This window comes from Marinobacter daqiaonensis, from assembly GCF_900115285.1.
Lineage (GTDB): Bacteria > Pseudomonadota > Gammaproteobacteria > Pseudomonadales > Oleiphilaceae > Marinobacter > Marinobacter daqiaonensis.
The window spans coordinates 822788-835393 of the sequence record NZ_FOYW01000001.1; the positions used below are offsets into that span (position 1 = coordinate 822788).

Consider the following 12606-nt stretch of genomic DNA (forward strand, 5'->3'; position numbering starts at 1 on the left):
CGTCAGTGTCTCCGGACGCGCGCTGGCACCGGCAAAATTCCCGCCATTTTTTGCCAATCGCGCCCAAATGAGGCAGAATTGCGCAACTCCAGAATCAGGGCAACGGCGATAGCCGCGATTGCCATGGAAAACCAATCCAAGCGAGGTTCTTACTGAATGGCAAAATCAGATGTCATTGAAATGGAGGGCACCATTGTTGATACCCTTCCGAACACCATGTTTCGTGTTGAGCTGAGCAACGGCCACGTTGTCACCGCTCACATCTCCGGCAAGATGCGCAAGAACTACATCCGCATCCTCACCGGCGACAAGGTCAAGGTTGAGCTGACTCCCTACGACCTGAGCAAGGGCCGCATCGTCTACCGCGCCCGTTAAGAACGCCGGTGTCCTGCCAGGTCTGACCAGGTTCGACATCTGTAAATAGCAAAAGCCCCGCCAAGGCGGGGCTTTTGCTTTTACTGCTGTTGCACGGTTCCGGTCAGATCGCTTCGGCCGGCTCGTTCTCGTATTCGAACACCAGCTCGTCATCCTTGAGGTGGATGTTCACTTCGCCACCATTCTCCGACAATGCACCGAACAGAATCTGTTCGGCCAGGGGGCGCTTGATCTTGTCCTGGATCAGCCGGGCCATCGGCCGGGCGCCCATGACGGGATCGTAGCCACGCTCCGCCAACCACACCTTCACATCATCATCCACATGCAGAACCACATGCTTCTCATCAAGCTGTGCCTGCAGCTCTGTGAGGAACTTGTCCACCACGTGGGTGATGGTTCCCGGCTCCAGGGCACCAAACTGGATGATGGAGTCGAGGCGGTTCCGGAATTCCGGCGTGAAGGTCTTGGTGATGACCTCCATACCATCAGTGCTGTGATCCTGCTCGCTGAAGCCGATGGACCGCCGGCTCATGTCCTCCGCGCCCGCGTTGGTGGTCATCACCAGGATGACATGGCGGAAGTCCGCCTTGCGGCCGTTGTTATCAGTCAGCCTGCCGTGGTCCATAACCTGCAGCAGCAGGTTGAACACTTCCGGGTGCGCCTTCTCGATCTCGTCCAGCAGCAGCACGCAATGGGGATGCTTGTTGACCGCTTCCGTCAGCAGACCACCCTGATCAAACCCAACGTAACCCGGAGGCGCACCAATCAGCCGCGACACCGTATGCCGCTCCATGTATTCCGACATGTCGAAACGGACCAGCTCGATGCCCAGAACCTTGGCAAGCTGTCGGGTCACCTCGGTCTTGCCCACGCCGGTGGGACCGGCGAACAGGAAGGCGCCTTCCGGCTTTTCCGGAGCCTTCAGGCCGGCGCGCGCCAGCTTGATGGCGGTGGAGAGGCTTTCGATAGCGGTGTCCTGACCGAACACGGTCATCTTCAGGTCCCGCTCCAGGTTGCGCAGCAGATCCTTGTCATTGCTGGAAACACTCTTCGGCGGAATCCTCGCGATGGTGGCCACCACGTCCTCGATCGCGGACACACCGATCACCTTGCGGCGCTTGGCTTCCGGGAGCAGGCGCTGGCGGGCACCGGCCTCATCGATAACATCGATGGCCTTGTCCGGCAGATGCCGGTCGGAGATATAGCGATCCGCCATCTCCGCTGCCACCCGAAGGGCCTTGTCGGTGTATTTCAGATCGTGGTGCTTCTCGAAGTGAGGCTTCAGCCCCTTGAGGATCTGATAGGTATCCTCGACACTGGGCTCGTTGACGTCGATCTTCTGGAAGCGACGTGCCAGGGCACTGTCCTTTTCGAAGATGCCACGGAACTCGGAGAAGGTGGTGGAGCCGATGCACCGGATCTCGCCGGTGCTGAGCATCGGCTTGAGCAGGTTGGAAGCGTCCATCACTCCGCCCGATGCCGAGCCCGCACCGATGATGGTGTGAATCTCGTCAATGAACAGAATGGCGCGCTTTTCCTTCTTGAGCTCGGCCAGCAGTCCTTTCAGACGCTTCTCGAAGTCCCCCCGGTATTTGGTACCGGCAAGCAGAGCGCCCAGGTCCAGCGAATAGACCACCGCGTCGGAGATGATTTCCGGCACGTGGCCGTCGACGATGCGGCGCGCCAGACCCTCGGCGATAGCGGTCTTGCCGACACCGGCCTCCCCCACCAGCAATGGATTGTTCTTGCGGCGGCGGACCAGAATCTGCACCACCCGCTCCACCTCGTGTTCCCGCCCGATCAGTGGATCGATACGGCCCTGACGGGCCTGCTCGTTGAGGTTGGTCGCGTAGGCCTCCAGCGGCTTGTTGGACGAGCCTTCTTCCGCTGCCTCTTCCTGGGCGGCCTGATCCGGCCCCTCCTGGTCCTCGGCGCCCTGGACCCGTGAAATGCCGTGGGAAACAAAGTTCACCACGTCGATCCGGGCGATGTTCTGCTTCTTCAGAAGGTAAACCGCCTGGCTTTCCTGCTCGCTGAAAATGGCCACCAGTACGTTGGCCCCGGTGACTTCTTTCTTGCCAGAGGACTGGACATGGAATACCGCGCGCTGGAGAACACGCTGGAATCCCAGGGTCGGCTGGGTTTCACGCTCGCTGTCGGAACCCGGAATCAGCGGCGTCGTGGAATCGACAAATTCAGTCAGCTCATCCTGAAGGCGCTGCAGGTCTGCCCCGCAGGCTTTGAGGACGCCCAAAGCTGAATCATTGTCCAGCAATGCCAGCAGCAGGTGCTCAACCGTCATGAATTCATGGCGCTTGTCACGGGCATTCCGGAAAGCTGCATTCAGCGTTATTTCTAGATCTTTGCTCAGCATGGGCCACCCCCACAAAAGGTCAGTCAGTCCGCACGTTCAATCTCGCACAGCAGCGGGTGTTCGCACTCCGAGGAATACTGATTCACCTGGGCCGCCTTCGTTTCCGCGATGTCCCGGGTATATTCCCCACATACGGCCTTTCCCTGCGTATGGACGAGCAGCATTACCTGCGTCGCCTTTTCCTCGTTCATTCCGAAGAACTTCATTAATACATCCACCACGAAGTCCATGGGGGTGTAATCGTCGTTCAGGAGGACAACCCGATATCGGGCAGGTCGCTTCAGCGCCGGTTTTGCCGGGGCTACGCTGACATCATCCTGACGACCGGGCTGGTCGTCGTGATCGTCCTGATCCCCCTGATTCAATACTAGTAGAGAATTTCTGAGTGTCCGCATGATTCTCTCACCGGATGTCGGTTTCTGTGACATAAGATGGATGTCCGGAGGCGGGTTTTCAAGGTCGGAGAAGAGCCTCGTTACGCTCTAGGAAGAATGCTTCCGGGCCCCCGGGTAAAGAACCGGCGAGTACGTCAGTTACGACCATGCTCCACCGGCAAAGTTCCCGCAGATGATACCGCGTCAGGGTGGGTATCAACCAGCATCGTGGCGTGATCACGGCGGACAGATCGTTGCCTCGCTGTCGGACCCCATAGATCACCGAATTTTGAAAACCGCCTCCATATAACTTAAGTGCCCGAAAACCCTCAAAACATGTCCACTGGGTCAGGCCAAGATCACTCATAACAATCACGTAATGTGCACAATCAGTATTTCCCGCAAGAATGCTATTGACTCACGGGGGTTATTGGTCAAAAGTGAATCATGCAATGTAAAATTGTGTAAAACACCGTGAATTAGAGGCCGGAGAGCTGCCGCTAATTGCGATTGATAATGACAGGACAAGGGAGTTCATCATGCCAAGGGGCAAAGTAAAATGGTTCAACAACGCCAAGGGTTACGGCTTCATTATCGAAGAGGGCTGCAGTGATGACCTGTTTGCACATTTCTCCTCGGTACAGATGGACGGGTACAAGACCCTGAAAGCCGGACAACCCGTAACGTTTGACAAGAAACCCAGCGACAAGGGCGTGCACGCGGTTAATATCGTGCCTGAAGCGCAACCGGCCAGTCAGCAGGAACGGCGGGCCGAGGCCAGCGACCGTGAGCGAGGCCCGTCCAGCAACGTGGTACGTATAGCCAACGGTTGAAGCTGCCCGCAGGCGCATCGGCCAAGCCATTCCCGATAATTCAGGCCCGCCGTGACGGTGTCCGTCTGATACCATATCGGGATGGCTACTCTTATCCTTCTGAACAAACCCTATCTGACCCTCTGCCAGTTCAGTGACAGGCAGGGCCGTGCGACCCTGGCTGATCATGTCAGAGTCCCGGACGTCTACCCGGCGGGACGCCTTGACCACGATTCCGAGGGCCTGGTGCTGCTGACGGACGACGGCACACTCCAGCACCGGATCGCCTCTCCAAATCAGAAAATGGAAAAAACCTACCTTGTTCAGGTGGAGGGGAGCCTTTCCGACGAGGCCCTGGAGCGCCTTTCCCGGGGAATCGAGCTGAAAGACGGGCCGACCCGACCGGCCCGGGCCCGACGCATCGAACCACCCGGGTTGTGGCCAAGGGTCCCGCCGGTCCGGGACCGGGCCACCATTCCCACTTCCTGGCTTGAGCTGACCCTTACCGAAGGACGCAATCGCCAGGTGCGGCGAATGACAGCCGCAGCCGGATTTCCTACCCTCAGACTGGTACGCTGGCGGATAGGCGAATGGACCCTGGACGGCCTTGCTCCGGGCGAATACCGCACCCTTACCGTGCATCTGCCCAAAGCGCCCCCTGGGGCCGGAAGGGCCGGTCTCCGCACACAGCGGCCCCCTGGCCGTCGCCCCAAACCCAATCCGTCGAAAAGAGGATCCCGAGTATGACCTGGACACCCCATGCGACCGTTGCGGTTATTGTCGAGGACGATCAGGGCCGGTTCCTGCTGGTGGAAGAGGTTGTCGAGGGCAGGAGGGTGTTCAACCAGCCCGCCGGACACATAGAGGAAGGCGAAAGCGTCATCCAGGCGGCCCGCCGGGAGGCTCTGGAAGAAACCGGGTGGCGGGTGGAGCCCCATGCGTTTCTCGGCATGTATCGGTACGTGGCGCCCGCCAACGGCGTCACCTACTTCCGGTTCTGCTTCGCAGCCCACCCCCGGCGCCACGTCACCGATGAGCTGGACGACGGCATCGTGGCTGCTCACTGGCTGCCCCTGGAGGAAATCCGCCAGTTGGGGGAGCGCCTGCGCAGCCCCATGGTGCTGGACTGCATACTGGATTACCGAAAAGGCCGGCGATTTCCGCTGGATGTCATTGTGGAGCCGGAGGCATAGGATTCCCAAAGAATGTTACAATCGCCCTTTTGACATTCGCAGGCGCAGGCAACAGTGACAATCGCACCCATGAATCCGCCAGATTCCAGGCAACCTGAGGCCACCCGGGTCATCGTCGGCATGTCCGGCGGCGTTGATTCCTCCGTGGCCGCCTGGCTGCTCAAGGACCAGGGCTACCAGGTGGAAGGCCTGTTCATGAAGAACTGGGACGAGGACGACGGCACCGAATACTGCACCGCCATGACCGACCTGGCGGACGCCAGGGCCGTGGCCGAGACCATCGGTATTCCCCTGCACACCGCGAGCTTTGCCGCGGAGTACTGGGACCGGGTGTTCGAGCACTTCCTGTCAGAATACAGCGCCGGCCGCACCCCGAACCCCGATATTCTCTGTAACAAGGAGGTCAAGTTCCGGGCGTTTCTCGATTATGCGGTCACCCTGGGAGCGGACTATATCGCCACCGGTCATTACACCCGCCAGCGTCCCGATCCCGAAAACCCTGGCAGGGCACAACTGCTCAAGGGCCTGGATAACAACAAGGACCAGAGTTATTTCCTCCACGCGGTTTCCGGCGAACGCATTGCCCGCACCCTGTTCCCGGTGGGAGAACTGGAGAAGCCCGAAGTGCGTCGTATCGCCGGGGAGCAAGGCTTTGTCACCCATGACAAGAAAGACTCCACCGGCATCTGTTTCATCGGGGAGCGTAAGTTCAGCGACTTCCTGAAGCAATACCTGCCGGCCCAGCCCGGCGAGATCCAGACTCCCGACGGTCAGGTCATCGGCCGCCACCAGGGCCTGATGTACCACACTATCGGCCAGCGCCAGGGCCTCGGGATCGGCGGCCTGAGCAACTTCGGTGACGAACCCTGGTACGTCGCCGAGAAAGACCTGGGCAGAAACGTTCTTGTCGCGGTTCAGGGCAAGCATCACCCCCTGCTCTTTTCCCGGGGCCTGCACTGTGCGCCGGTGGACTGGATCGCCGGACACCCCCCTGCCCGGAGCTTCCGCTGCAGGGCCAAGACCCGCTACCGCCAGCCGGACCAGGACTGTGAGGTCACCGTCACGGGTGCCGGCACCCGGGTGGTCTTCGATGATACCCAGCGAGCGGTGACGCCCGGCCAGTCGGTGGTGTTCTACGATGGCGAGGTCTGCCTGGGCGGCGCCGTGATAGAGCGCACCTGGCGGGACAATGAGAAGGAACCGGACATGCCCCGGGCCCGGGAGGCACAGGCATCTTGAGCAGGTCCCTTACCGATCAGACCCTGGCTCTCGCCGGGGTTTTCCAGGCCGCAACCCTGGTAAGCCAGGTGGCCCACCAGGGCCGCTGCGCGGAGTCGAGTCTCGAGACCTCCCTGCGGTCTCTGTTCGTGACCAATCCGGACAATACCCTGGAGGTTTATGGCGGCGAGCTGATGAATCTGCGGGAGGGGCTTGATGCCCTCGCCAAGATCCTCAGCAACGAGACCCGACAACAGGACACTGCGGTTCTGCGATATGCCCTTAACCTGTTGCAGCTGGAAGCAAGCCTCAATCGCAACCGTGACATGCTCGATGCCATTGGCCAGCGCATCAATCAGGCCCGCCACACCGCCAACCACTTCGGCTATGTGCACGGCAACCTGATCGGCAACCTGGCCTCCATCTACGCGGACACCATCAGCACCTTCCGTCTGCGCATCCAGGTCACCGGTGACCCGGCGATTCTGCAGCGGGAGGAGAACGCTGCCCGGGTCCGGGCCCTGCTGCTGGCCGGCATCCGCTCGGCAGTGCTCTGGCGCCAGAACGGCGGTCGCCGCTGGCAACTGATCTTCCGTCGTCGCAAGGTCGCCGCTCTCGCCCGGCAGCTTGCCGAACAGGCCAATCACTCGGTCTATAACCGGGAACCCTGAGCGCAGGGGCAGCCGGCTGCCAACCGCTGAATTGCGCGACCGGCTGGTGTATCATGGCAGCATTCATTTTTCGATTCCCTGGGCCCCGCGTCCTGTCCTATTCTTGTGAGGTTATATCTGATGGAACTGACCAGCCTGACCGCCATTTCTCCGGTGGACGGCCGCTATGGCAATAAAGTTGAGGTATTCCGGGAGATTTTCAGCGAATATGGCCTGATCCGTAACCGGGTGAAGGTGGAGGTGCGCTGGCTCCAGCAGCTGGCCGCTCACCCGGACATTCCCGAAGTACCGGCGCTTTCCGCCGCCGGCCGCGACGCCCTGGACCAGGTGGTGGAGCATTTCAGCCTGGGTGACGCCGAAGACATCAAGGCCATCGAGCGAACCACCAATCACGACGTCAAGGCTGTTGAATACTTCATCAAGGACAAGATTGCCCCCATTCCCGAACTCCAGGCAATTACCGAATTCGTCCACTTTGCCTGCACCTCCGAGGACATTAACAACCTGTCCCACGCCCTGATGCTCCGGGAGGGCATGGACGATGGCCTGCTGCCGGCCATGGATCGTGTTGTCGCCCGACTGGAGCAACTGGCCCACGAACATGCCGACCAGCCGATGCTCTCACGCACCCATGGCCAGACCGCCTCACCCACTACGGTGGGCAAGGAACTGGCCAACGTGGTACATCGGCTTCGCCGCCAGCTGGACCAGATCCGAAAGGTGGAGCTGTTGGGCAAGATCAATGGCGCCGTGGGCAACTACAACGCGCATCTGTCGGCCTATCCCGACGTGGACTGGGCTGCCAACGCCAGGGACTTCGTGGAGGGTCTGGGACTGTCCTGGAACCCCTACACCACGCAGATCGAGCCCCACGACTACATCGCCGAACTGTTTGACGCCATCGCCCGTTTCAACACCATCCTGATCGATCTTGACCGGGATATCTGGGGGTACATTTCCCTCGGTTATTTCAAGCAGAAGACCGTGGCCGGGGAAATCGGGTCGTCCACCATGCCCCATAAGGTCAACCCCATCGACTTCGAAAACTCCGAGGGCAACCTGGGCATCGCCAACGCCATCATGGCCCACCTCGGCAGCAAGCTGCCGCTGTCCCGCTGGCAACGGGATCTGACCGACTCGACGGTGCTGCGCAACCTGGGTACCGGTTTTGCCCACAGCCTGATTGCCTACGAGGCAACCCTCAAGGGCCTGGGCAAACTCGAGGTGAATCCGGCACGGCTGGCGGCCGACCTCGACAATGCGTGGGAAGTACTGGCGGAACCGATTCAGACCGTGATGCGCCGCTACAATATCGAGAAGCCCTATGAAAAGCTCAAGGAGCTGACCCGGGGCAAGGACATGAGCCCGGAGCTCATCCGGAACTTTGTCCAGTCACTGGACATCCCCCAGCAAGCCAGGGACGAACTGATGGCGCTGACGCCAGCCAGCTATACCGGCAACGCCTCCGTACAGGCCGGGGCGATCTGATCATGACGACCCCCACACTCCTGCCCGGTGGCATGCCCGCGAAAACCTTTCTCAGGGACTACTGGCAGAAGAAGCCGCTGGTGATCCGCCAGGCGTTCCCCGGGTTCCAGTGCCCGGTCAGCGCCGATGAGCTGGCCGGTCTGGCCTGTGAACAGGCGGTGGAGTCCCGCATGGTGATCGAGCAGGAGAACGGTCACCCCTGGCAACTCCATAATGGCCCCTTCAGCACAGACCATTTCACCTCACCACCGGAGGGCAACTGGACACTGCTGGTTCAGGGTCTGGATCACTGGGTGCCGGAGGTGGCCGACATCCTGGACCACTTCCGCTTCGTCCCCAACTGGCGGCTGGACGACATCATGGCCAGCTTTGCGCCACCGGGGGGCAGCGTGGGACCCCATTACGACCAGTACGACGTATTCCTTTTGCAGGGACAGGGCCAACGCCGCTGGCAATTCGGCGGCCAGTGCAGTGAACAGTCCCCCCGCGTGGAGGGCACACCCCTGCGCATCCTGCGGGACTGGCAACCCGAGGAGGAAGTTATCCTGGAGCCCGGCGACATGCTTTATCTGCCTCCGGGTATTGGCCATCACGGAATCGCCGAGGACGACTGCATCACCCTGTCCGTGGGTTTCCGCGCTCCCACAGTGGATGATCTGCTCACCGGGTTCACCGACTTCCTCTGCTCCGAGACAGACGTTTCCGCCCACCTGCCGGACCGGAATCCCGGGCTGCCGGAAAACCCCGGAGTCATCGGCGCCGGAGTGCTGGACAGGCTTGACGCCCTGATCCGGGAACGGGTGTCGGACCGACGTCAGCTGGCGCTCTGGTTCGGCCAGTTCAGCACCGCCCCCAAGAACAGCGATATCGTGATACCCGCCGAGCCACCGGTGGCTGCGGAGGAATTGCTGGATGCCATCGCCGCAGGTGCCCTGCTACGCTGGAACGAAGGCTCCCGTTTCGCCTTCACCGAACTGGAGGAGCAGACCGCCCTGTTCGTGGATGGCGAACGCTATCTGCTGAGCGGTGATGCCAGGCCCCTGGCGCCGGCATTGTGTGCCTCCAGCCGTCCCGACCAGGCGGCGCTGATGCAGCTCTGCCGGGACCCGGCACTGGCCGAGCTGATGACCGTACTCTACAACCAGGGAAGCGTGTATTTCGAATGACGCTCAGGTTCCGAAAGTACAGCTGGCAGCTGGCCCCAAAGGTTATCAAGGACATCCGCCAGGCTGTCTTCATCGACGAGCAGAGGGTACCGCCCGAGCTGGAGTGGGACGATACCGACGAGATCGCCGACCATTTCGTGGCGGTAACCTCCGATAACACGCCGGTGGCGACCGCGCGCCTGTTCAGAACCCTGGATGAGACAGGTCACATCGGGCGCATGGCAGTACTGCCGGAACACCGGGGACAGGGTATTGGCGAAGCCATGCTGCGGCACCTGATGGCTGAGGCCGAGGGCGAGGTCGAAGACCTGCACCTGTCCGCTCAGGAACACGCGGTGCCGTTCTACCAGCGCAGCGGTTTCCATGTCTGTAGCGGACCTTACGACGATGCCGGCATCCCCCATTTCGCGATGCGTTGCCTGGCCCCGGAACTGGTCAACAACAGCTTCTCCGCCGAAAGACCCCGCCGGCGCCCCATGATACTGGGCGCCGACGACCAAAGCTGGCTGATCGACCGTGACCACCAGGTATCCCCTCTCATGGACAGCCTTATCGGTCAGGCCCGCCAGCGGCTGTGGCTCTACGACCGGCTTCTGGACCACGAAATCTACGATCGCGAGCGCTTCCGGGATCTGTTGTCCGCCCTGGCCCGACATCATCGCAACAGCGAAGTCCGGCTGCTGATTCATGACGACGGGCCACTGGTGAAGCGCCGCCACCAGGTGGTGGAACTACTGCGCCGCCTGCCCAGCTCGATCACACTCAGACTGGTCAACGACGACTATCCGGCGGAAGGGCACCCGTTCCTGCTGGTGGACCGGGAAGGGGTGCTGGTCCGTCACCGTTTCGACCGCCCCGACGGGTTCGCGGGTTTCGCCGACAGCGGCCGGGTCAAGCTGCTGGCGGATACCTTCCAGCGCATGTGGGATACCGCCCGGCCGTCTCTGGAACTACGGGAACTACCGCTCTGAGCGATGGGGGCCGTCGGGCTCCGCCGACTCGAACTGACGCCCGAATTCGGCGAATTCCTCATCCACTTCCTCTGCCACTTCCGCCACCAGGCGTCGTAGCCACTGGTGGTCCGCGTTATGCTGCAGCAGCGGGCTCCAGGCCATCTTCAGCTCAAAAGGCGGAACATCGAAGGGTGGCGGCTTGATCACCAGGTTGGGGTTATCCTTCTGCAGCCATGCCGCCCGGCTGGGGAGGGTGGCGATCAGATCGTGCTGCTCTGCCAGCAGCATGGCGACCTGGTAATGGCGGGTGAACACGGATATCCGACGCTTGCGTCCCATCAGACCCAGGGCCTCATCCACCCAGCCCAGGCGCTGCACATCCTTGGGGTTCACCCCGACCCCGACCCCGAAGCCGGTCTTGCTGACCCAGATGTGACTGGCCTCCAGGTAGCTGTCCAGGGTAAAGGGGTCCTGGAGTATCGGGTTGCGGACATTCATCAGGCAGGCGAAATATTCCGTCCACAGGGTTTTCTGGTGAAACGACTGGGGAATCTTGTCGAAGCGGTTGATGGCCATGTCGAGCCGGCCCTGTTCGACGTCCTGGAAGCTGACATCGCTGGGGGTGAGCACATCCAGGGTCACATTGGGGGCCTCCTGGCGGATACGACGGAGTACCCGGGGCATCAGGCAGGATTCGGCATAGTCACTGGCCATGATGCGAAACACCCGCTGGCTGTCCTGGGAGGAGAACGGGGTTTTCTCCTGCACCGCCTGCTCGATGTCCGACAGAATGCCCCGCACCAGCGGCTGCAGCTCCGCCGCCCGCTCGGTGGCCGTCATACCCTCGCTGGTGCGGACAAGCAGTGGATCACCGAAAAGATCCCGGAGCCGCCTCAGGCCATTGCTCATGGCTGGCTGGGTAATGCCGAGATGATTGGCGGCCTTGGTGACATTCTTCTCCCGCAGGAGCACGTCCAGGTAGACAAGAAGGTTGAGATCAACGCGGGAAATGTCCATGGGGGATAAGAGGCCTCCGGGATACCTGGCACCAGTATGAAGTGGTCATTGTAACACCAGTAACAACTTGCTACGGAATGGGTTAGACTTTTCTGCTAGTCTTCCAGAGACTTGCGACTTTCACGGGGGATCGCCAAGACTCCCTCTTCCCGACTCAGAATGATAACCATCAGGGGAGCGCGTCCGGCATTCATGGATACCGTAACCATCGTTCTTTTACTTCTCGCTGTTGTTGTTTTTTCAATCATCATTGTGGTGATAAGCCAGTTGCGGGAGCGCGCCAGGATCGAACGGGCCAGAAGGGTCGCCGCCCTGGAAGATGCCTATAACCGGGCCCGGCGGATCTATGACGAACTTCCAGGCCAGTACCTGACCCGTGATACCAAGCTGCTGCTGCTTCGCCGCATGGAGGAGCTTTGCCAGCGTCTGGTGGAGGAACGAGCCGACCTGCCCCTGAGGGATTGGGCCAACAGCGTCCGCGAACAGAAACAGAAGGTGATGGACGGCACCGATGAGCACCCGAAGGTCATCATCGACTCGCCGGACAAATCCAACTACATCAAGGATCTTCTGCAGAGCCTCTTCAAACTCATCGAGTCCCTGCACAAGTCCGGCAAGATCAATTCGTCCACCGCCCGGGCGGAATTGCGCCACGTGCTGTTCACCATTCACAAGACCCATGCCGACCTGTTTGTCTTCCAGGCCCGGGATCATGTCCGCCAGAACCAGCTGCGCAAGGCCATACATGCCTATCATCTCGCCGCCACGGAAATGGCAAAGTCGAAGGGCAACGACATGGCCGCCAAGGCAGTTGCCAGCTTCAAGGCCCGGATCCGGGATCTGGAAGCCGAGCTGGCCAGCGGCCAGTCCACTCGTTCCGCGGAACAGCAGGGCCGGCTGGACAAGGAGTGGGACACCTTCCTCCACGATGACAACTGGAAGAAGAAAGCGGACTACGACTGATC

Annotated in this window: 13 protein-coding genes; 10 read left to right on the forward strand and 3 right to left on the reverse strand. The window is 60.9% G+C overall.

Annotated features, from left to right (window positions below; genetic code table 11):
• Window positions 1-156 precede the first annotated feature (156 nt).
• Complete coding sequence (gene infA, locus BM346_RS03805) at window positions 157-375, forward strand: translation initiation factor IF-1 (protein ID WP_092008976.1); 219 nt, start codon at window positions 157-159, stop codon at window positions 373-375.
• Window positions 376-478: 103 nt separating this feature from the next.
• On the opposite strand, the gene clpA is transcribed toward infA, so the two are convergent.
• Window positions 479-2749 carry an ATP-dependent Clp protease ATP-binding subunit ClpA gene (clpA, locus tag BM346_RS03810; protein ID WP_092008998.1) on the reverse strand — a complete coding sequence of 757 codons (2271 nt, stop codon included), beginning with the start codon at window positions 2747-2749 and terminating at the stop codon, window positions 479-481.
• Between the two features lie 23 nt (window positions 2750-2772).
• A complete protein-coding gene (gene clpS / locus BM346_RS03815; RefSeq protein WP_092013270.1) occupies window positions 2773-3144 on the reverse strand; it encodes an ATP-dependent Clp protease adapter ClpS in 372 nt (123 codons plus the stop codon).
• 518 nt (window positions 3145-3662) lie between these two features.
• Here clpS and BM346_RS03820 point away from each other — a divergent pair.
• The 8 genes from BM346_RS03820 (at window position 3663) to BM346_RS03855 (ending at window position 10642) form a co-directional block, all read left to right on the forward strand.
• Entirely contained in the window at window positions 3663-3956 is a 294-nt protein-coding gene (locus BM346_RS03820; protein WP_092009009.1) for a cold shock domain-containing protein, read from the forward strand.
• Between the two features lie 81 nt (window positions 3957-4037).
• Entirely contained in the window at window positions 4038-4682 is a 645-nt protein-coding gene (locus BM346_RS03825; RefSeq protein WP_092009011.1) for a pseudouridine synthase, read from the forward strand.
• Window positions 4679-5128 (forward strand): NUDIX hydrolase, encoded by a 450-nt coding sequence (locus tag BM346_RS03830; protein ID WP_092009018.1) that lies wholly within the window; start codon window positions 4679-4681, stop codon window positions 5126-5128. Before BM346_RS03825 ends, BM346_RS03830 begins: the two co-directional genes overlap by 4 nt.
• Before the next feature lie 69 nt (window positions 5129-5197).
• Entirely contained in the window at window positions 5198-6367 is a 1170-nt protein-coding gene (mnmA, locus tag BM346_RS03835; protein WP_139229899.1) for a tRNA 2-thiouridine(34) synthase MnmA, read from the forward strand.
• A complete protein-coding gene (gene hflD, locus BM346_RS03840; protein WP_092009019.1) occupies window positions 6364-7017 on the forward strand; it encodes a high frequency lysogenization protein HflD in 654 nt (217 codons plus the stop codon). The genes mnmA and hflD overlap by 4 nt, the downstream gene beginning before the upstream one ends.
• A 120-nt stretch (window positions 7018-7137) precedes the next feature.
• Window positions 7138-8505, forward strand: coding sequence for an adenylosuccinate lyase (gene purB / locus BM346_RS03845; protein WP_092009020.1), 1368 nt, complete (start codon window positions 7138-7140; stop codon window positions 8503-8505).
• Window positions 8506-8507: 2 nt separating this feature from the next.
• Window positions 8508-9671, forward strand: coding sequence for a cupin domain-containing protein (locus BM346_RS03850; RefSeq protein ID WP_092009022.1), 1164 nt, complete (start codon window positions 8508-8510; stop codon window positions 9669-9671).
• Window positions 9668-10642, forward strand: coding sequence for a GNAT family N-acetyltransferase (locus BM346_RS03855; protein ID WP_092009029.1), 975 nt, complete (start codon window positions 9668-9670; stop codon window positions 10640-10642). Before BM346_RS03850 ends, BM346_RS03855 begins: the two co-directional genes overlap by 4 nt.
• On the opposite strand, the gene BM346_RS03860 is transcribed toward BM346_RS03855, so the two are convergent.
• Window positions 10631-11641, reverse strand: coding sequence for a LysR family transcriptional regulator (locus BM346_RS03860; protein ID WP_092009039.1), 1011 nt, complete (start codon window positions 11639-11641; stop codon window positions 10631-10633). The genes BM346_RS03855 and BM346_RS03860 overlap by 12 nt on opposite strands.
• Before the next feature lie 192 nt (window positions 11642-11833).
• On the opposite strand from BM346_RS03860, the gene BM346_RS03865 reads away from it, so the two are divergent.
• The gene (locus BM346_RS03865) at window positions 11834-12604 is read left to right on the forward strand and encodes a hypothetical protein (RefSeq protein WP_092009041.1); all 771 of its coding nucleotides are present in this window, start codon (window positions 11834-11836) and stop codon (window positions 12602-12604) included.
• The last annotated feature ends 2 nt before the right edge of the window (window positions 12605-12606 follow it).